23 protein-coding genes are annotated in these 18,552 nt (G+C 66.3%); 22 read left to right on the top strand and 1 reads right to left on the bottom strand.

The window, feature by feature from the left end:
* The first annotated feature begins 64 nt into the window (after window positions 1-64).
* Window positions 65-292 (top strand): hypothetical protein, encoded by a 228-nt coding sequence (locus J4H91_RS11065; protein ID WP_208046320.1) that lies wholly within the window; start codon window positions 65-67, stop codon window positions 290-292.
* Here J4H91_RS11065 and J4H91_RS11060 read toward each other — a convergent pair.
* On the bottom strand, window positions 289-756 hold the full coding sequence (locus J4H91_RS11060; RefSeq protein ID WP_208046319.1) for a hypothetical protein: 468 nt from the start codon (window positions 754-756) through the stop codon (window positions 289-291). The genes J4H91_RS11065 and J4H91_RS11060 overlap by 4 nt on opposite strands.
* Window positions 757-1,034: 278 nt before the next feature.
* On the opposite strand from J4H91_RS11060, the gene J4H91_RS11055 reads away from it, so the two are divergent.
* The 21 genes from J4H91_RS11055 (at window position 1,035) to J4H91_RS10955 (ending at window position 18,050) form a co-directional block, all read left to right on the top strand.
* Window positions 1,035-1,343: a hypothetical protein gene (locus tag J4H91_RS11055; protein ID WP_208046318.1), complete on the top strand. Its 309-nt coding sequence runs from the start codon at window positions 1,035-1,037 to the stop codon at window positions 1,341-1,343.
* Window positions 1,273-2,799 (top strand): hypothetical protein, encoded by a 1,527-nt coding sequence (locus J4H91_RS11050; protein ID WP_208046317.1) that lies wholly within the window; start codon window positions 1,273-1,275, stop codon window positions 2,797-2,799. Before J4H91_RS11055 ends, J4H91_RS11050 begins: the two co-directional genes overlap by 71 nt.
* A complete protein-coding gene (locus J4H91_RS11045) occupies window positions 2,799-4,112 on the top strand; it encodes a phage portal protein (RefSeq protein WP_208046316.1) in 1,314 nt (437 codons plus the stop codon). Before J4H91_RS11050 ends, J4H91_RS11045 begins: the two co-directional genes overlap by 1 nt.
* A 220-nt stretch (window positions 4,113-4,332) precedes the next feature.
* Window positions 4,333-4,917 (top strand): hypothetical protein, encoded by a 585-nt coding sequence (locus J4H91_RS11040; protein ID WP_208046315.1) that lies wholly within the window; start codon window positions 4,333-4,335, stop codon window positions 4,915-4,917.
* Between the two features lie 65 nt (window positions 4,918-4,982).
* Window positions 4,983-5,927, top strand: a complete 945-nt coding sequence (locus J4H91_RS11035) for a phage major capsid protein (protein WP_208046314.1) — start codon at window positions 4,983-4,985, stop codon at window positions 5,925-5,927.
* 14 nt (window positions 5,928-5,941) lie between these two features.
* Complete coding sequence (locus J4H91_RS11030; protein ID WP_208046313.1) at window positions 5,942-6,241, top strand: hypothetical protein; 300 nt, start codon at window positions 5,942-5,944, stop codon at window positions 6,239-6,241.
* Window positions 6,242-6,262: 21 nt separating this feature from the next.
* A complete protein-coding gene (locus tag J4H91_RS11025; protein WP_208046312.1) occupies window positions 6,263-6,673 on the top strand; it encodes a hypothetical protein in 411 nt (136 codons plus the stop codon).
* Window positions 6,654-7,004 (top strand): hypothetical protein, encoded by a 351-nt coding sequence (locus J4H91_RS11020; RefSeq protein ID WP_208046311.1) that lies wholly within the window; start codon window positions 6,654-6,656, stop codon window positions 7,002-7,004. The genes J4H91_RS11025 and J4H91_RS11020 overlap by 20 nt, the downstream gene beginning before the upstream one ends.
* Window positions 7,001-7,270, top strand: coding sequence for a hypothetical protein (locus J4H91_RS11015; protein ID WP_208046310.1), 270 nt, complete (start codon window positions 7,001-7,003; stop codon window positions 7,268-7,270). Before J4H91_RS11020 ends, J4H91_RS11015 begins: the two co-directional genes overlap by 4 nt.
* Window positions 7,260-7,709 carry a hypothetical protein gene (locus tag J4H91_RS11010; RefSeq protein WP_208046309.1) on the top strand — a complete coding sequence of 150 codons (450 nt, stop codon included), beginning with the start codon at window positions 7,260-7,262 and terminating at the stop codon, window positions 7,707-7,709. The genes J4H91_RS11015 and J4H91_RS11010 overlap by 11 nt, the downstream gene beginning before the upstream one ends.
* A gap of 65 nt (window positions 7,710-7,774) precedes the next feature.
* Entirely contained in the window at window positions 7,775-8,359 is a 585-nt protein-coding gene (locus J4H91_RS11005) for a hypothetical protein (protein ID WP_208046308.1), read from the top strand.
* A gap of 84 nt (window positions 8,360-8,443) precedes the next feature.
* Window positions 8,444-8,863 carry a hypothetical protein gene (locus J4H91_RS11000; protein WP_208046307.1) on the top strand — a complete coding sequence of 140 codons (420 nt, stop codon included), beginning with the start codon at window positions 8,444-8,446 and terminating at the stop codon, window positions 8,861-8,863.
* Window positions 8,806-9,228 carry a hypothetical protein gene (locus J4H91_RS10995; protein WP_208046306.1) on the top strand — a complete coding sequence of 141 codons (423 nt, stop codon included), beginning with the start codon at window positions 8,806-8,808 and terminating at the stop codon, window positions 9,226-9,228. The genes J4H91_RS11000 and J4H91_RS10995 overlap by 58 nt, the downstream gene beginning before the upstream one ends.
* Before the next feature lie 14 nt (window positions 9,229-9,242).
* On the top strand, window positions 9,243-11,774 hold the full coding sequence (locus J4H91_RS10990) for a phage tail protein (protein WP_208046305.1): 2,532 nt from the start codon (window positions 9,243-9,245) through the stop codon (window positions 11,772-11,774).
* Window positions 11,761-12,594 carry a hypothetical protein gene (locus J4H91_RS10985; protein WP_208046304.1) on the top strand — a complete coding sequence of 278 codons (834 nt, stop codon included), beginning with the start codon at window positions 11,761-11,763 and terminating at the stop codon, window positions 12,592-12,594. Before J4H91_RS10990 ends, J4H91_RS10985 begins: the two co-directional genes overlap by 14 nt.
* Window position 12,595: 1 nt before the next feature.
* Window positions 12,596-13,387, top strand: a complete 792-nt coding sequence (locus tag J4H91_RS10980) for a hypothetical protein (RefSeq protein ID WP_208046303.1) — start codon at window positions 12,596-12,598, stop codon at window positions 13,385-13,387.
* Window positions 13,387-14,508: a hypothetical protein gene (locus J4H91_RS10975; RefSeq protein ID WP_208046302.1), complete on the top strand. Its 1,122-nt coding sequence runs from the start codon at window positions 13,387-13,389 to the stop codon at window positions 14,506-14,508. Before J4H91_RS10980 ends, J4H91_RS10975 begins: the two co-directional genes overlap by 1 nt.
* 206 nt (window positions 14,509-14,714) lie before the next feature.
* On the top strand, window positions 14,715-16,511 hold the full coding sequence (locus J4H91_RS10970) for a hypothetical protein (protein WP_208046301.1): 1,797 nt from the start codon (window positions 14,715-14,717) through the stop codon (window positions 16,509-16,511).
* A gap of 51 nt (window positions 16,512-16,562) precedes the next feature.
* Entirely contained in the window at window positions 16,563-17,282 is a 720-nt protein-coding gene (locus J4H91_RS10965) for a CHAP domain-containing protein (RefSeq protein WP_208046300.1), read from the top strand.
* Between the two features lie 97 nt (window positions 17,283-17,379).
* Window positions 17,380-17,796: a hypothetical protein gene (locus J4H91_RS10960; RefSeq protein WP_208046299.1), complete on the top strand. Its 417-nt coding sequence runs from the start codon at window positions 17,380-17,382 to the stop codon at window positions 17,794-17,796.
* The gene (locus tag J4H91_RS10955) at window positions 17,793-18,050 is read left to right on the top strand and encodes a hypothetical protein (protein WP_208046298.1); all 258 of its coding nucleotides are present in this window, start codon (window positions 17,793-17,795) and stop codon (window positions 18,048-18,050) included. Before J4H91_RS10960 ends, J4H91_RS10955 begins: the two co-directional genes overlap by 4 nt.
* Window positions 18,051-18,552: the final 502 nt, after the last annotated feature.

The following is an 18,552-nucleotide window of genomic DNA, read 5'->3' as shown; positions in this document are numbered from 1 at the left end:
GTTACCGACACATCGCCCACGTCGTCATCGAACGCAAGCGGCAACGCATCGAAGCTGAGGCATCGTGACCACGATCATCATCGCCGTCAGCATGCGCGACGCCAAGGAGTACGAACTGTCCCGCGGCTGGCGCAACAGCATCATCGTCACCCCACGCTCGAAGGATTCAGCACGCGGCTGGACCGGCCCCGTCTACGCCACACCCGCAGCACTCGACCACCCCGACTACGACCAGATGCTCGAGCACACCGCGCCCTGCGGCATGCACGTCGACCACGACCGCGTCGCCTAGAGATAGAAAACGATCTCGCCGATCTCGGTCTTCCCAGTGACCCACGTCAGCTTCACGCTCTCCACCGAAAGCCCGAACCTACGCGAGATCAAGAGTTGCAACTGCCCGCCGTTCGGCACGAGCACCGGAAGCTCAGCACGAGACCGAACAAGGCTGCTCGCAGCCTCAGGCTCAGCAACGATTTGAAAGACACGCAGCCCACGCCCCGAGGTGTTCATGGTCACGTACAGATCACCATCACGATGTTCGAGCGGTGACCAATCCCCAGTCGCCCCTTGCTTCACCAGTTCCTGCTGCGCGACGGCCTGAGCTTCCAGCGCAGCAACCATCCTGGTCGAGTCCTCAGCCGCTGACCGCGCCTCGACCCGGCTCCTACGAGCCTCGTAAGCCTGCCACGCAGCAAACCCAGCGCTCAGGGCAGCAACACCCGCCAGCACCACGTCGAGAACAAGAGCATCACTCATGCGGTCACTCTACCGACCCCGGGGGTACACCCCGAGCCCCGACGTGCTGCCAGTCTCCCGCTCGGCCGTGGCGAAAATCCCCCCGTGCGGATTGCTGAGGGGTGCGAATTGATCTGAGGGGGTGCGATATGGCGCGTCCGAAGGCTCCGTGCGGGACGTACGCGGCGTATCGGCGCCATCTTAGGGAGAAGACGCCCGTCTGTGACGCCTGCCGGGATGCGAAGCGCCAGAACTCGCGGGATCGGTCACATTCGGCCGAGTCGCGTCGTGAGAAGCAGGTGGAGCGCGAGGCAGCGAAGGCCGCCGCTGCAGTTCCTCCGGTTCCCCGCACCGATGAGGGGCACGTCTCTCGGTTGGAGACGCTGCGGGACATGCTCGAGCAGTCGCGCGAGCTCGTGGCGGCGTTGAAGGTGTCGGATCCGGCGCGTGCGTATCTGCAGATGCGGGAGCAGCGGGAGATTCTGCGCGAGATCGCGGAGATCCAGGGCAACGGGCAGTCGACGAAGGGAGTCACCCTTGGCGACCAGCTTGCTGCTGCCAGAGCAGAGCGGGAGAAGCGGGAAGCTGCTCGGGCTGCAGGAGCCTAGCCTCCTCCGCATCCCTGAGCGCGCCGGCTCACGCGTCGGCGAGGCCCTCGACCTCGCTGCCGTGGCCGGTCTGCGTGAGGATCCGTGGCAGGAGCTCACGCTCGACGCGATCCTCTCGATCGATGGTTCCGAGCGGTGGGTGTGCACCGAGTTCGGGGTGCTCGTCAGCCGGCAGAACGGCAAGGGGAACATCATCCTGCCGTACGAGCTTGCGCACCTCTTCCTGTGGCCGAAGGCCGACGGGGAGCCGAAGACGATCCTGCACTCCGCGCACGAGGTGAAGACCGCGGTCGAGGCGTTCCGGCGCTTGAAGCGTGTCATCACGGCCTCTCCGCTGCTGATGGGTGAGCTGCTCGGCGGCGAGCGCGGCATCAAGGACAACAACCAGTGGCGAGGCTTCGAGCTTGCGAACGGGAACCGGCTGATGTTCATGGCGCGCTCGCGGAACGCGGGTGTCGGTTTCACGGTCGACGTGCTCGTCGTCGATGAGGCGCAGGAGACGCCGCAGGCCGCTATGGATGCGCTGCTGCCGACGATGTCGGCGGTGGACAACACGCAGGTGCTCTTCACCGGAACCGTGCCCGATGAGCTCAACAACGCCGAGTACTGGGAGGGCGTGCGCGACCGCGGCCGGTCCGGCACTGATCCCCGCACCGGGTGGGCTGAGTTCAATCCGAAAGGCTCGCACGATCCCGACGTCGCGGCGAAGATCAACATCCGCGACCCGCAGGTGTGGCGCGCCGGGAACCCCGGACTCGGCCTGCGCCCCGGCCTCACCCGGGAGACCATCGAGGACGAGATCTCGCGGCTCGACCCGGAAGCGGTGAAGCGGCTCCGGTTCTCGATCTGGCCGAACCGCCGCGAGGAAGAAGCCGAAAGGCTGTCGGAACTCGACCTCGCGGTATGGAAGCGCGTCGCCGGCGACTACCCAGTGCAGGGCGACGGCGGAGTCATCGCCATCGCGCTCGGCCGCGGCGGCGGTTACGCGACGATCTCGAAGGCAATCCGGTTCGACGAGGATCACATCGCGGTCGAGCACCACAAGACGGACCGCAAGGTGCGGTGGGTGGCCGACGAGGTGAAGGCGTTGAAGGCCGAGCTCGGGAACGCGCTCGTTGTCGTCGATCCGAAGAATGCGGCGATGATCCTCTCGGATCTTGACCGCGTCGGCGTGAAGTACCTCCCGATGGCTCTCGACGAGATCGCCGCGGCGCACTCGATCTTTATCGAGCTGTCGAACGACGGCTTGGTGTTGCACCGAGATCAGGTCGAGGTGACGAAGTCGCTCGAACTCGCCACGACTCGCGCGATCGGGCGGGCCGGGTTCACGTGGGAGCCGTCCGATCCGACGAAACCAATCTCGCACGCTCAGTCCGTCACGTGGGCGGTGTGGGGCGTGATCAAGTCCGAAGCCTCCCCGAAGCGGGAGCCAGCCGTGGTGAGGGGGTACGCCTGATGCTCAATGATGTCGAGCTCGGTGAGAAGTGCGCCGAGGCGATGAAGGATGCCCGCCAGGAGTGGATGCGCCTCCGCCTGCTGCAGCGTCACATCGACGGGAAGGTGCTGAAGACGTGGATGCCGGAGGGCGCGGACGCCGAGTATCGGGATCTGCTGAACAAGTCCGGCGGCCCCTGGCTTGGGTTCTCGCGCGACGCAATCGCGCAGGGCTGCATTATCAACGGCTACGAGAACGAGGACGTCTGGGCGCGCGTGTGGCGCGCGAACGGCATGGACGGCCGTCAGGGCGTCTCCACGAAGGAAGCGGTGGGGCTCGGTAAGAGCTTCCTGATGCTGCTCCCGGCCGCTGATGGCGGCGTGGTGATGCGGCCGATGAGCGCGCACAACACCTACGCGATCTACACGGACCCGTGGGATGAGTTCCCCGAGTTCGTGCTGTACCGGATCGGGGCGACGAAGTCGGGGCCGAAGTTCTGGGAGTCCCAGTGGTACGCCTTCGACGGCGAGGCCTCGTACCGATTCGACGGGTCGCCCGCACGCCCGCAGAACGTGGATGAGTCCCCTCACAATCTCGGCTTCACGCCGGTTGTGCGGATCTCGAACACGCTCGCATCCGAAGGTGAGCCGCTGTCGTCAGTAGAGCCGGGGATCCCGATCTACAAGCGCATCGTGGACGCCACGTTCGCGCTGCAGATGATCCAGCGTTACGGCGCATTCCCGCAGAAGTGGGGCGCCGGCGGAACCCTCGGTGAGGTCCGTGTCGCGGTCGATTCGCTCATCCATGCCCCCGGCGCGGAAGGCGAGGCCGTCAGGTTCGGCACCTTCGAGGCCGCGGATCCCACGAAGATGGTCGCGGCGCTCGAAGCGCACGTGAAGCATCTCGCCGCGGTGCTGCAGGTGCCGCCGCACTACCTGCTCGGCGCGGTGGTCAACATGTCCGCGGAAGGCATCGCGGCGGCGGAGTCCGGGTATCACCGGAACATCGGCGACCGGCGAGCGGCGCTCGGCGAGGGCTACGAGCTCGCGCTGCGCACTGGAGCAAGGATCCTCGGCGACGACGCGGCGGCGAGCGCGTTGACGGATGCGGTGTCGTGGGCGAACGTGCAGTCGTGGTCGCTCGCGCAGGTGTCTGATGCGATCTCGAAGCTCGACGTCGTCGGCGCGGATCTCGGACGCCTGTTCCAGATGCTTCCGGGGTGGTCGCGGCAGGACGCGCTTGAGTCGGCGGGGATCGCGTTGGATCGTCGGGCGAGGCTCGCGCTTGAGGCATCCTCGCCCAGCCAGCCAGCCAGCCAGCCAGCCAGCCAGTGAGCTGACCGGCGCCACGAAAGACCAGGCCGACGCTCTCGGCTCGCTCATCCGCGCCGGCGTCTCGCCGGGCGATGCGGCACAGCGCGTCGGCCTCCCCGGGCTGCAGTTCACCGGTGCCACGCCGGTGGCGCTGCGGCTCCCTGAATGACCCCACCCGCACCCGCGGGGACGCAGGAAACGGCACCTGCTCGAACATGCCGGCGAAGGAGAACTACCCATCATGTCGCTCGAGAACCAGCCCGCGAACGAGAACCCGACCGGCACCGAGCCGGCCGATGGCGGCAAGTCGGATTACACGCCCCCGGCAACGCAGGCAGACCTCGACCGCATCGTCGAGTCGCGTCTCGCACGCGAGCGCTCGAAGTTCGCCGACTACGACGACCTCAAGAAGAAGGCCGCCGAGCACGACGCGTACCTCGAGTCTCAGAAGGACGAGCACCAGAAGGCGCTCGACAAGACGAAGGCCGACACCGAGAGCGCGGTCGCGCAGCGGTTCCTCTCGAAGCTCGTGTCCACCGAGGTCAAGGCAATCGCCGCGACGCTCGGGTTCAACGACCCCTCGGACGCGCTCGCCGTCATCGACGCCGAGAAGCTGCCCGTGAAGGACGACGAGCCCGACACCGAGGCGATCAAGGCCGCCGTGGAGAAGCTCGCGTTCGACAAGCCGTATCTCGTGAAGGCCGGAAGCGCTCGTCCCGCGACGCGTCCTCGTCCGAAGCCGGGCGAGCGGCAGGAGTCGGAGCCGAAGAAGGGCCGTGCCGCGGCTGCTCTGCGGCAGCTCGGGGCTGCGCGGAAGTCCTCCTGAACCTCACCATCATCATCATCTGAGCCGTCCTTTGGGCGGCTTTTCGCATTGAAAGGGGCCATTTCATGGCTGATATCTCGCGCAACGACGTTGCGACCCTCATCCAGGAGGAGTACTCGAATGTGTTCCTCGACGCCGCGAGCTCGAACGAGGGCTCGGCGGCGATCCAGGCGTTCGGGACCGTGCCTCTCGGCACGAAGACCACGAACGCACCCGTTCTCACCGCGCTCCCGGCGGCGTCATGGGTGTCGGAGCTCCCGGACGCGACCGGCATCAAGCCCACGAGCGAGGCCACTTGGGGCAACAAGAAGTTCGTGGTCGAGGAGATCGCTGTGATCATCCCCGTCCATGAGGACGTGCTCGAGGACATGACCGAGGACGGCCTGCAGGCGATCACGCAGCTCGGTGGGCAGGCGATCGGCAAGGTACTCGACCAGGCCGTGATCTTCGGCACGAACAAGCCTGCGACGTGGACCGATCCGGCGCTCCTGCCGGCCGCGGTCGCCGCGGGCAACGTGTTTCAGATCTCCGCGACGCCGGGCGAGGACGACCTCGCAGGGTCCATCTTCCAGGCCGCGGGTGCCGTCGCCGACTCTGGCGCGGATCCGACCACGGTCCTGTCGGCGTCGGGCCTGCGTTTCCGCCTCGCGAACCTCCGTGCGACGGATGGTACCGCGGTACTGTCCCGCACTCTCGGCGACAACGGCTCGTTCTCGGACCAGATCGCAGGCCTCGACGCGTCGTTCGTGAAGAACGGGGCGTGGGATGCGGCGCAGGCGACCGCAATCGTCGCCGACCGCTCGCGCGTGAAGATCGGCCTCCGTCAGGACATCGCGGTGAAGTTCCTCGACCAGGCCACGATCACGAACGGCGCCTCGACGATCAACCTCGCCGAGCGCGACATGGTCGCCCTGCGCTTCAAGGCTCGCTATGCCTACGCGCTGGGCAACACCATCACCGCGAACGGAACCTCGGCGAACCCGGTCGCCGCCGTTACCCCGACCGCCTGAGAGAGGAGAACACCGTGAAGCTTCAGCACCCGCAGGGGCGCGTCGTGGACGTGCCGGAGAACATCGCCGAGGGGTACCTCGCGCTCGGTTGGGAGCCCGCCGACGGCGAGCCCGCCGAAGAGGTAACCGCCCCGTCGAAGTCGTGGAAGGTGGACGAGCTCAAGTCATACGCCGCTGAGCACGACATCGACCTCGGCTCTGCCTCGAAGAAGGACGAGATCCTCGCCGCCATCGAAGCCGCCACGTCTCCCGAGGAGGAGCCCGCCGACGGCGAGCCCGCCACGCACGAGCCGCAGATCGCGGCCGCCGAGTAGCAGACGGGAGGGACGGACATCATGGACCTCACAAGAGCGAAGCTGGATCCGTTCCTCCCGACGCTCCGGACTGACCAGAGCACGAAGGTGGACGCGTGGATCACCGTGCTCGGTCCGCTGCTGAACGCTCGCTACGGCGACGCAATCACGGCTGAACTCGAGCCGGTGTTCGTATCGGCCGCAGCGGACGCGATCATCCGACGCCTCGAGCGTCCCCGCGGTGGAGCGATTGAGGAGCGGGTCGGACCCGCGTCGATCAAGCGTGACCCGCGCTTCCTGCTGTCGGCCTGGTTCCTGCCTGAGGAGCTCGAACAGCTCGACGACGTCATCGGGGCTGGGTCGATCCGGTCTCATCGGACGCCCGCCCCCGACGCGCAGCGTTTCGGTAACCGATACCGTCCGGAGGTGCCCGATGAGCTTCCCGAATGGTGAGCAGGTCGTGCGCCTCCGCCGCGCCGAGGTGCTGGACCCCTACTCGGGGACGGTGACACTCGGCGACTGGGACGACCCGGACGAGCTCGACCTCGAGGGCGCCTACGTTGCGTCGTCGTCGACGTCAGCGCGTCGCGATGCCGCACGGAACGAGCTGCTCGAGGAGAAGAGCCTGTATCTGGACGACCCGCATGCGGACGTGCAGGCGCAGGATCGGATCCGCGCGCAGGGCGTCACCTATCAGATCGACGGGATGCCGACCGCCGACGTCAACCCGTGGACGGGGTGGCAGCCGATCCGGGAGATCCCGCTGACGAGAGTGAGTGGTTGATGCAGCACAACGACAGCTTCTACGACTGGCTCGTGAAGGTCGCAGCCCGACCCATTGTGGATGAGACGCGTGGACGGGTCGCAGCCCGTGCTCGCGCCACAGCCCCAGTCGGTGAAGGCGACTACAAGAACGGGATCAAGGAGACGAGCAAGATGCAGGAGCGGTACATCGGCCTAGTGCAGGCGACCGATCCGAAGTCTCTGATCGTCGAGTCCAAGACGGGGAACCTCGCTCGTGCCTTACGGGGGTCGCGTCGTGGCCGGTGAACTACTCGACCCGGATGTCGAACTCTTCCTCACGGGCGAGATTCGGACTCGGATTGCAGCGCTCGCAGGCGCCGAGTTCCCGGCCGCTCGCGGGCACGTCTCGAACCGTCGGTGGACGCCGCCAGCGGCGAGCCCCGCCGCTACTCCCCCGGCTTGGCAGGTGATCGTCCGAGACGACGGCATCAACGACATCGACCTCAGTCTCGGCGACGCCGGAGTCGGGATTGTGTGCCTCGCGGGCTCTCAGGACAACCCGGGCCCGGCGATCCGTCTCGCGAAGCTCGTGAAAGCAATCGTGAAGGCCACGCCGCGAGTGGAGCCGGGGAACCCTGTTGCCGCGGTGCTCGACTTTCACGGACCATACCCGGTCGAGGAGGACTCGGCCTACGAGCAGCGGTACATGACGTGCTCGCTCGCAGTCGTCTCGCAACCGCTCTAGACCCACCACCATTCATCCGTTGCCCCTGGCGCTGCCGGGGGCTTTCTCATTGAAGGAGAAGAACCATGGCAGCAGATGCCGAAGGCAACGACATCGGTCTCATCGGGATTCCGGTAACCGGGTTTCTCGCGTGGGCGCCGCTCCCGCTCGCATCCATCCTCACCCCTGAGGAGGGCGCGAGCCTCAGCCTCGTCCTGGACCCCGCATGGTCGAAGGTCGGACTCATCAAGCAGGACGGCGGTTTCGACTGGACCGGCGAGGCGAACGGCGACGCGATCGAGTTCTGGCAGGAAGGCTACAGCGAGCCCACCGGCCTCGCGAACGTGTCGATCGCTACGACCCTCGCCGAGCACAAGGCGAAGAACCAGGAACTCCTCTACGGCGTCGCGCCGGACTCGTTCGGGTCGACCGACATCGAGGAGGCATCGAATGGGAAGCGCGTCGGCCTCTTCTCTCACGAGGTCTTCAAGTCGGGCTGGATTCGACGTCGCCTGATGCCGAACGTCGGCGTCCAGACCGTGAAGCTCGACAAGTCCGAGCGCGGCAGCGTGCAGGGCCAGGCCGTGACCTTCAAGGTCGACCGCGCCTCGCAGCTCGGCATGAAGCACTACCGGCAGTGGATCATCCCGCCGGTGCCGGTCACTCCGTAACAGGCCCCGGGGCAGCGCTCGGTGGGTGCGCTGCCCCGGCTACTCCCCAACCCACCACCACCCACCAACCAGAGGAACCCCATCATGACTGAGAACCCCGCACCCGAAATCATCGACGAGACAGCCGAGGCCACCGAGGACGAGCTCCTCGACGTCGACCAGTACGAGATCCCTGTCGTCGAGGACGACAGCGACGACCGCTTCCCCTGCTTCATCGCAGGGTCGACGCTGATCGTGCGCCTCGACGACCCCGGAGAGCTCCGGCTCCCGCTCAAGCTCTCGTACAACCAGATTCAGGATCTGAAGGCCCGAACCACTGCAGACGCCGACGAGCTCGACCAGCTCCTCGTGCTGCTCGAGATCATCGGCGACGCCGACCTCGTGGAGACGCTCAAGGGCATCGATATGGCCGACGCGATCGCCGTCTCGCTCCTGTTCTTCCGTGCGTGGAAGCAGCGCACACAGGTGTCGCTGGGAAAATTGCGTCGCTCGCCGCGACGGTAAAGACCTATCGCGCCGAGCTCACATTCGATTTCCGGCACGAGTTCGGGGTGCCCCTCTCCTCCATCGGGGAAGGCATCCCCTGGCCGGAGGCAATCGACCTGATCGACGAGCTCGGCAACCATCCGGGTTCGCACTACTGGTCAGCGCTCCACGGCATGTCCGCCCCGACCACCTACGGGGAGATCGCGTCGATCTTGCACGCCCAGCGCGTGATCAATCTCTATCGCCCGGAAGGCGTTGACGCCGTCGAACTGCCGGGCCCGTTCCCGGAGCGCGAGGCCGCCAACGCTGACGTGACCCCAGAGGAGCGCGACGACCTCGTCGAGTATGCGCGCGCGACCGCCCCGTTCCCACTCGACGACTGAGAGGAGACCGCGCGATGGCTACTCAGGTCGGTGTTGGCGAAGTCGCAATCGTCCCCACGATCAAGGGGTTCCGACGCGCGGTCACCTCCGAGGTGGATTCCGCCACGAAGGAGGCCAAGGGCGCCTTTGAGAAGGGGTTCGCGTCGGCCGGCACCAAGGCCGGCACTGACTCGGGCAAGGGCTTTCACTCCGCATTCGGCGGGGAGACGAAGAAGACGGTCGAGCAGCTCACGAAGAGCATGCGCTCGGATGTCGCGAAGGCTGCCCGCGAGGTGTCGCAGGCGCGCCTCAAGGAGCAGGACGCGGCCGGCAAGGTGCGTGTTGCGGAGGCGCAGCTCGCGGAGACCCGCAAGAAGTACGCGGCCGACTCGTCGCAGGTGGTTCGTGCCGAGGAGCGGCTGCAGGCGGCGCAGCGCACTCTCGCGGCCAGGCAGGAGGACACGAAGTCCGCAACGGACAAGCTCAGCTCTGCACAGGATCGGCTCGCGGAAGCGACCGACAAGGCAGAGCGCGAGTTGAAGCAGGTCGAGAACGCCGCCAACGACGCGCAGGGCGGCTTCGGAGACCTCACCCGATCTGCGGACCGGGCAGGGACTGAACTCGGCTCTGTCGGCGATTCCGGGGGTAAGAAGTTCTCGGGTGGCATCGCTGCCGGAATCGGTAAGGCCGCCCCCGCGATCCTTGCCGCCGTTGCGGCGCTCGGTATCGGGTCGATGATCAGCAACGTCATCGACACGGCTGTCTCTTCGGTCATCTCCTATGTTCAGGAGTCGGTCAGCGCCGCGTCGAGTCTTGAGCAGTCGATGGGCGCCGTCGACGCGATCTTCAAGGAGAACGCGGAGACCATCAAGGCGTGGTCGGCCGAGTCGGCCCAGTCGGTGGGCCTCTCGCAGGTCAAGTACCAGGAGTTCGCGACTGTCGTCGGGGCGCAGCTCAAGAACATGGGTCTCCCCATGTCCGACGTCGTCGCGCAGACCGGCAATCTCATCTCGCTCGGTGCTGACCTCTCCGCCCAGTTCGGAGGACCAACCTCTGATGCTGTCGACGCCCTGTCGTCAGCGCTGCGCGGGGAGCGAGACCCAATCGAGCGCTACGGCGTCTCGATCAAGCAGGCGGACATCAACGCTCGTCTCGCTGCGAAGGGCCTGAGCGAGCTTGAGGGCGACGCACTAAAGGCGGCCGAGGCCAACGAGACGCTCGCGATGATCTACGAGCAAACCGCGGACGCCTCTGGCACTTTCGCCCGCGAGTCGGACACGCTCGCAGGTCAGCAGCAGCGCCTCACCGCAGAGTGGGAGAACGCGCAGGCGAAGCTCGGCACGTCGCTCATGCCGACACTGACGGAGCTCGCGAAGATCGCGAACGACGAGCTCGTGCCCGTACTGAACGAGGTTATCGACCAGGTCGGTCCTGAACTCGGCGATGCGGTGAAGGAGGCCGCACCGTCCCTGATCGAGCTTGCGAATGCTGTCGCGGAGAATCTGCCGAAACTGATCGAGATGGGCACCGACGTGCTCCCGATCATCGTCGACGCGCTCGAGACGATCACCCCGTTTCTCATGGACGTGGCGGACGCGTGGGGCGTGTGGGGCGAGCAGGTCGGGGCCCTGCTGGGGTGGCTGTCCGGCGACTCCACGCTCTCCGAAACCGCGGAGGAGCTGGCCGGGATCTCCGGATCGTCGGGGTCAGTGCTCGACGCGATCTCGAACCTGATCATCTGGTTCAACGATTTCTCGGCTGTGGTCACGGAAACGGTCGGCCCGGTGGTCGCGTGGCTGTCGGAGAAGTGGGTCGAGGTGCAACTCGGGCTCGAGTCCGTTCGCCAGTTCTTCGCGGATATCTGGGCGCAGATCGGCCTCGCGCTCGGCGGCGCGCTGCAGTTCATCGTTGGCCTGATCACGGGCAACATGGATCTGGCGCGTCAGGGGCTCGACCAATTTCTCGGTGCCGCGCGGTCGATCTGGCAGAGCGTCGCCGGCGCCTTCCAGTCAGGTGTCAACACGGCAGTGAGTTTCGTAGCTGGTCTGCCCGGTCAAATCCTCTCCGCTCTGAGCGGTGCAGGCTCGTGGCTGTACTCCGTTGGCCGGGATATCGTTCAAGGTCTCATCAACGGTGTGAACGAGATGGTGTCGAGCGCGATACGTGCTGTCGAGAATCTCGGTAGCTCCATGGTCGACAGGGTGAAGTCGTTCCTCGGGATCGCTTCCCCGTCGAAGGTGTTCCGACAGCTCGGCGTGTGGACCGGCGAAGGCCTCGTCCTCGGGCTGGACAGCCAGCGTACGAAGGTAGGAGCGTCGAGCGAGCGCCTCGCAGATCAAGTAGTCAGCGCGTTCCCCAGTGGCCAGGAGCGAGCACTTCGCGCGAGAGTTGCCGCTGCCATGGACGTCACGTTCGACGCAGTGAGCGCCAAGCGCGGCGGCGGAGCGGCTGGCCTCGGGGGTGTGACGGTGCAGGCGCCCGTCGCGGTGAAGATGCTCGAGCGGGATCCGCGCCGCGTCGGACGTGCGATCGGTCGAGGAGTGGAGGAGATCCTTGGAGCTATATAGCTGGGCTGAGCTCGGCGGGGTGCGTCTGCATGGCGCCCCCGCCGGGCCGGACCCGTTCTCGGGACTGATGTTGTCGCGCCTGATTGGGTGGCGCGGCCTGCCCGGCGCGCGGGGTGAGAGTGACGCGATTCCGGACGGAAACGGAGATTACGCTCGCGAGGTTGTGCTCCGCGAGGGCCGCTCGATGGAGCTGCGCGGAGCCGCTATCGGGGCGACCGCCTACGATGCGGCGCTCATGCTCGATGAGCTCGAGGCTGCCATCGGTGGGCGGACGGTCGAACTGCGCGTCTGCGATTCCACGGGTGAGTGGACACGGATGGTCGAGGTGGAGATGGCCACACCCGCGGAGGCATGGAATCGGCCGCGGGTGCCGTTCGCGTTGGACCTGATCGCGCCGGATCCGATCCGATACCGGGATCCCGTGGCTCTGGGGCCTGTTGGGCTCCCGGTGCGCGAGGGCGGGCTCCGTCTCCCAAAGGCGTTCCCGTGGAACTTCGGGACGTCGATCCAGCCGTCAGTGCTGATCGTGAACGAGGGCACTGCTCCTGTCTTCCCTGTGGTGCGGGTGGTGGGTGCTGCATCGGCGCTCGTCGTGCATGGTGGCCCGCGCCGTGTCGAAGTCGGCTCGTTCAGCGGGGAACTCGTGATCGACAACAGGGATCGGCGCGTCTGGCTGAACGGGGCTGACGTGACTCGCTATGCGGTGCGCCGTGACTGGCACGAGATCCCTGCCGGCGGGACGGCGGAGTTCTTCTTCGTGGCATCTGGGCCATCGCCGGATCTGGTGATGACCGTCGAATATCAGATTGGGGTGTGGTGAGATGACCACGTTCAAGCCGTTCCCGCGCAACGCGGACGACATCGACGCCGCGAACGTCGGCCTTGCCCTGTCGGGGCTCGTGGTGCGGGAAGCATCCGGGCAGCCCAGGGTGGGGATGATGAGCCCAGGCCCTGCTGCCACCGCGGTGCCGGCGTCGTGGAAGGTCGAGGTCGGCCCGTTCATCTACGCCCACCAGGTCGCGGGCGCGCTGCAGCTATCGGGGGTATCGGCTGCTGAGCAACTGGATATCCTCCCCGCGACGGGCAACATTCCGGCGGGGCAGGCCCGTCTCGATCTGGTGTGCTGGGATCCGATCGCAGCCGAGCTCTCGGTGGTGCGCGGCACCCCGGCAGCATCCCCCGTGGAGCCGCCTGTTGGGACGCTCGCGAAGGTGCTGAAGGTTCGCGTCAACGCGGGCGACGGGATGGTGCTCCCGGACCGGGTGACGAAAGAGTACCAGTTCGCCGATCGCGTGCAGGGGAAGATCACGACCGTTGCTGCCGGGGTGACCGTCTCGGCGCAGACGCGCATCGAGCGTGATCCGTCGGGCATGGTCGACGTCTACGTCGAGCTGATCTCGCCCGCCGCGATGGGAACGAACCTGTGGATCGCGACGATGCCGCTGGGGTTCCGGCCGGCCGCGACCACCGAGTTCGTCGGCGGCGCCTCTCAGGGCGGCGCCGCCGGCCCCGTGTTCGGAGAGGTCCGCGCGAACGGCGGCATCTACGTCTGGAACCCGCCCGCCGGGAACCGCAAGTTATCGTTCCATACCCGCTATCTCGCGGTGCTGTGATGCGTGCCCTGCTGTATGAGACGCGCACCGGCAACCCCATCATCGACCTCGAAACGACCGCCTGGGACTACGACACCGGGATTCTCGCACCGGACAAGCTGAGTGTCACGGTCCCGGCGTACACGAAGCGATCGAAGTCGCTGGACCTGCGCGATCTCCTCACCAGGGACCGGCACTCGATCGCCCTGATCGACGAGTCCGTGGAGGGCGTCCGCAGGGTCGCCGCGGCGGGACCGATCGTGTCGCCCGCGCCGCAGGAGGACCCCGACGGACGCCACACCTACAAGGTGACGTGCCGGGGGTGGGAGCGCCTGCTGGAGTGGCGACAAGTCCGCCTCTACCCGGGATGGCCGCTCATCGGTGCCGACCGCAAACCGACCGGCGCCTACGACCACGCTCTCGAAGGGCTCTCCTACGGGACGATCATGAAGCGCCTGGTGCAGGAGTCCACGAAGTGGCCGGGCGGAGATCTCCCGATCGTCTACGAGCCCGACCGTGCCGGCGTGCACGAGCGGAATCGATATCAGGCAGTCGAGGGTAAGCAACTGCTCGAGGCGCTCGATCAGTTGGCAGACCTGTCAGACGGTGTCGAGTACGACTTTCAGACCGTCTGCGATGAGCTCGACCGCATCAGCGTACATCTCGTCACGGGTACGGACGCGAGCCGGATCGTATCGGGTCAGTCGGAGTGGGTGTGGAACCTCGGCGGCGCACAACCCGATGTTCGCGGATATGAACGTGACCCGGACCCGACCCCGCTCATCACTGACTCGGTGTTCTCGGGCGGCAAGGATGATGACTCGGTGATGTTCGCGCGCGGGCAGGATCATGGCCCCCTCGCTCAGGGGTATCCGCGGGCCGAATTGTGGGATTCGTCGCACTCCACGGTGGCGGTTCAATCGACGCTGCAGAAGTGGGCCGACGGAGCTCTCGGTGGCCGTCCGGATCGGATCAGCTTCGAAGTGCGCGCTCACGTCGCCTACGGCGTCCGGCATGGCGACCAGGGTGTGCTGTCCGCTCGGAGGCACTGGGATCTCCCCGATGGCGACTATCCGGTGCGTGTCCTCTCTGTAGGCCGGAAGTCGTCTGATCCGGGGTGGGCGCAGATCACGCTCGTGTAGGAAGGGAGGACCGCGTGGCGGTCAGGTACCGACGACAGGAAGAAGCGATCGCTGATGCGATTCGGGCTGTGCGCCGCAGCAGTCGTGAGGCAAACCGGCCGACGGGCACGGAGAAGGCGCTCACGATGGAGACCGCAGAGTCGGCGCACACTCGCGCGGTGCAGGCGCAGGCCGATGCCGATGCGGCGCTCGAGGCCGCGGCCTCCGTGGAGCGCACCGTGCTCGGCCGAGTCCGCACCTACTCCGAGACCGAGCCCACACCCCCCGAGAGTGGCTGGGAAGTCGGCGCGGAGTGGGTAGTGGAAGTCGAGGGCACCCCGCGCGAAGTGCGCGTCTGGAACGGCACCCAGTGGGTGCACGCCCAGTACCTCGCGGACGAGATCCTGATCCCGGGCGAGGACGGTGCGATCCAGCTCAAGGACGGGACGATCACGACGCCGAAGCTCGCAGTCGGCGTGCTCAACGGCCTCGAGGTCCACGCGATGCAGTTCTACGGCGGCTATATCGAGGCCCCGGTGATCGCGTCGTCCGACAAGCTCGGCTCGGGCTCCAACGTCCTCAACGATCCGACATTCCAGTCGGGCATCAACACAGCGTGGGTCGCGTCGGGGCATCTCGGTGACGCACCGAAAACGCATGTTGATACGATCACCTGGTCTCAGTCGTACCCGTGGAAAGTCACCGACACGCTCACAATTAATCGGTGGCATCAGGGTAACGGCACGGCACGTCTGAACCTGAAGACCGGGACCCGGGGAACCGGCACCATCCTGTTCTCAAACTTCGGGTGGGTGCCAGCCAACCGTAGCATGAATAACTGGTACGCGTTTCCGACGGCACCGTCCCCGTACATCGGTGCCGGGAAGTTCGATCCGACGTGGAAGACGCCTGGGTTCACGCCGACGGCTGGCACCGCGAAGACTACGTATCTGACGAACTCGGGCACGTTCGCGGTCGCCTCCGGTGAGCGGTGGAACGCACGCATCGGATTCACCCCGATTCAGTCGACGCAGCTTGATCTCGTATCGCTGTACATCGAGGTCATTAACGCGGCGACCTCGGCGGTGCTGTGGAGCCGGGCTGTGACGGATACCGAGAAGCGTGCGGGCCAGGTCAATGACTGGTGGGATGCCACGTTCACCGGCAATGTTCGGTTCCGGGTGAGGGCGACCTACACCGCCGCCGGAGGTGGCGCAGAACGCCTTCTCGACATCGGCAGCTACGCCCGTGTCTACGACAACGGCGTGCTCGACAGCACGTGGACCGCGAGCGCCGAGGAGCGGGAGCTGCCCTACGGGTACACCCCGGCGAACTGGAACGACGGCGCGATCGCCGACCCGGAGATCATCCGTCGTGCGTGGTTCCAGCTCAGCATGACGTCGGCGCTGTTCGCGAAAGTGCAGCCCCAGAAGGGATGGCGGCTGACCGAAGAGGGTGGCTTCGAGCTGTTCTCCACGATCGGAGCCCGCACGGGACGTCTCGACGGGGAGGACAACTACCTCAACGGACGGTTCGCCACCCAAGAGACGGGACTGCGCGCCGAGATGACGGGAGCTTCGGTCAACGTCACCAACCTCGCAGGCGGCATCATCGGGCAGCTGTATTCGGACGGTACCGAATCGAACCTTGCAGTAACTCGGGTCCGGATCGGCACGTACGAGGTGCCAACCGAGGTGGCGATGCTGCTGTCAGCGGTGACCGTGCGTTCGGGGTACACGCTCGACACGACGTCGTCGTGGGTGCAGCGCCGAACGGACGGGTTCGTGCGCGGCGCGATCGCGATCCGCCGCAACGGAGGATCCGTGTTGGAAACCGGTGTCGAGCTCGGGAAGCTCCCGACGCTGTTCCGCCCGGCCGGCGCGTGGGAGGGGCCGTGCGCGGTCTCGCAGGGTGGCGGCGCGTTCATCGGCTTCGGGCAGATCACCACTGCCGGGAGCCTGATCCTGTGGTCCGCACCCGCTGCGAACGCCCGCGCCGTATGGAACTTCGAGTTCCGTGTCTAACCAGCCCCGCCGAGTAAGCGGGGCTCACTCATTTCTAGGAGGTGGTCGCCGATGGCGACTCCGAATCTCGCCGCCTACATCGCATCGGTGCGCGGCCGGTACATCGACGTCGACCGGAGTTTCGGTGCGCAGTGCTGGGATCAGTGGTCCCACTACGCGACCACCTTTCTCGGCGTACCGACGGGTCCGACGTACACCAACGCCGGCGGTGCAGCCCCGCATTCGGGGTGGGCGTGCAACGTCTACCACAACGCCGCGAGGAGCGGCCTCGACCGCTGGTTCGACATCCTCCCCGCCAACGCCAGCCCCCGCGCTGGGGACGTGGCGTTCTGGGAGTACGGATCCGCCTGGTACCCGCTCTCCCACGTCGCGACCGTGCTCGATGTCACCCACGGCGGCCGGATGCTGCGCTGCCTCACCCAGAACCCGGGCGCCGTTCAGATCGCCGACCTCGTCGTCTCCGGCGTGATCGGCTACCTGCGCCCTAAGGCGCTCGCCACTGGTGGCGTCGACGCGTCGCGGTCACCGTCCCTCACCGCATCCCAGAAGCTGGCGAGCCTCGTGCGCCGCCGCAACATCGAAGGAGACTCCATGTACATCTACTGCGCCGACTCCGGCACCGTCCGCTACGCGATCCTCACCCCCGGCGTGAAGGGGTCGTGGATCGAGTTCACCGGGCAGGACTCCGCCAACCAGCTCGCCTCCCAGCGCGGCAACGCCATGAAGGTGGTGCAGTCGTTCTGGGACGACCTGAAGCGTCGCCACTCGTGAGCGCCGCCGCGATCATCCTCTGCGGTCTCGGCCTCGCACTCATCGCCGCCAGCATCGTGCTCGGTGTCGGGCACCTGCTCTACGGAAGAAGGCGCGAATGACAGAAGATCAGCTCGCGCGACTGCTCGGCGATCTCACGGCAGTTCAGCTTGTGCTCCTGGTGGGCGCGGTCGTCGCGCTCATCATCCTCATCGTGAAAGTATGGCCGCTCGTGCGCCGGTTCGTCGCGACGATCGACGCGCTTGCGGATCTGCCCGCGAAGATGCGCCTCCTCGACGAGATCCACCACGAGGTGCGCCCCAACACCGGAACCTCCATGAACGACGCGCTACGCCGTGTGGAGGCTGAGCAGATCCGGCAGGCCGAAGAGCTAGCCGATCAGTCGGCGAAGCTCGACACCCAGTCTGAGCAGATCGCCGGTCTGCAGAAGCTCATGGAGGACGGCGACAGCGAACTGTCTGAGCGCGTCACCGACATCGAGCAGACCCTCAACCCTCGCAAGGAGAAGCCATGACCCATGCTGCACCTGAAGAGATCACCCCGAACGTGGTGATCCCCGATCCTGCGGTGCGCCGCCGTGTTGGCGTCGCCCTGTACCTCGTGAGCCTTGCGGCGGGCCTCGCGACGCTGCTGTTCGCGTTCTTCCCCGAACTCGCCGCGGGGACCGACATCCCGACCCGTGCGGTCGCGTTCGTCACGGCCGCGGTCACGCTGCTCTCGTCCGCGTTCGGCCTCGTGGTCACCCTCCCGAACGTTCCCCGCACCTGACCGAAAGAAAACGAATGGAAAGTGCCGCTTTCCATTTTCCATACGCATTGCGCCCCCGCACCCCTGTTCCTGTGAGCTTGGGTGCGGGGGCGTTCTTCATGCTTCCTGTGGATAAGTCACCTTCGCATCCCTGTGGATAAATCCACGCAGATTGGCTGTGGATAAGTGTCCGAAGAGGCGTGATCACGCGAAACGATATTCACAGGTCAGGTCACACCCACGGCAACGAACTACATCGCTGTATTTTCGTAGGGGCGGATGAGGTATTACTGGATTGAGAGAGAGCGATGGTCCGCAATCCAGCGGCACCGAGAGAAAACGCCCCTGCACCGGATGTGAAGGGGCGTCTCCCTCGAGTCGAGTCCGACTCGAAGAACGGTTTTGAAGGTCCGTCCTCCGAGAGTACAACAGCCGCGCAGCCTATGTGCACGGACACGGCATTCCCTTAAGTGCGCGGAGATTGGACCCCAGGATGTACGTCGCCAACACGGAGGTGCCGCTG

Origin of the sequence: Leucobacter ruminantium (assembly GCF_017565705.1) — a bacterium.
In the GTDB taxonomy this organism is placed as follows: domain Bacteria; phylum Actinomycetota; class Actinomycetes; order Actinomycetales; family Microbacteriaceae; genus Leucobacter; species Leucobacter ruminantium.
This window is presented reverse-complemented; position numbering and strand designations above follow the sequence as displayed.

Coding starts and splice junctions, on each gene's coding strand:
- J4H91_RS10975 (WP_208046302.1), top strand. CDS start 13,387: ATGCGTGCCCTGCTGTATGAGACGCGCACCGGCAACCCCATCATCGAC.
- J4H91_RS11000 (WP_208046307.1), top strand. CDS start 8,444: ATGACTGAGAACCCCGCACCCGAAATCATCGACGAGACAGCCGAGGCC.
- J4H91_RS10965 (WP_208046300.1), top strand. CDS start 16,563: ATGGCGACTCCGAATCTCGCCGCCTACATCGCATCGGTGCGCGGCCGG.
- J4H91_RS11020 (WP_208046311.1), top strand. CDS start 6,654: ATGAGCTTCCCGAATGGTGAGCAGGTCGTGCGCCTCCGCCGCGCCGAG.
- J4H91_RS11060 (WP_208046319.1), bottom strand. CDS start 756: ATGAGTGATGCTCTTGTTCTCGACGTGGTGCTGGCGGGTGTTGCTGCC.
- J4H91_RS11040 (WP_208046315.1), top strand. CDS start 4,333: ATGTCGCTCGAGAACCAGCCCGCGAACGAGAACCCGACCGGCACCGAG.
- J4H91_RS10955 (WP_208046298.1), top strand. CDS start 17,793: ATGACCCATGCTGCACCTGAAGAGATCACCCCGAACGTGGTGATCCCC.
- J4H91_RS11035 (WP_208046314.1), top strand. CDS start 4,983: ATGGCTGATATCTCGCGCAACGACGTTGCGACCCTCATCCAGGAGGAG.
- J4H91_RS10990 (WP_208046305.1), top strand. CDS start 9,243: ATGGCTACTCAGGTCGGTGTTGGCGAAGTCGCAATCGTCCCCACGATC.
- J4H91_RS10980 (WP_208046303.1), top strand. CDS start 12,596: ATGACCACGTTCAAGCCGTTCCCGCGCAACGCGGACGACATCGACGCC.
- J4H91_RS10960 (WP_208046299.1), top strand. CDS start 17,380: ATGACAGAAGATCAGCTCGCGCGACTGCTCGGCGATCTCACGGCAGTT.
- J4H91_RS11025 (WP_208046312.1), top strand. CDS start 6,263: ATGGACCTCACAAGAGCGAAGCTGGATCCGTTCCTCCCGACGCTCCGG.
- J4H91_RS11005 (WP_208046308.1), top strand. CDS start 7,775: ATGGCAGCAGATGCCGAAGGCAACGACATCGGTCTCATCGGGATTCCG.
- J4H91_RS11045 (WP_208046316.1), top strand. CDS start 2,799: ATGCTCAATGATGTCGAGCTCGGTGAGAAGTGCGCCGAGGCGATGAAG.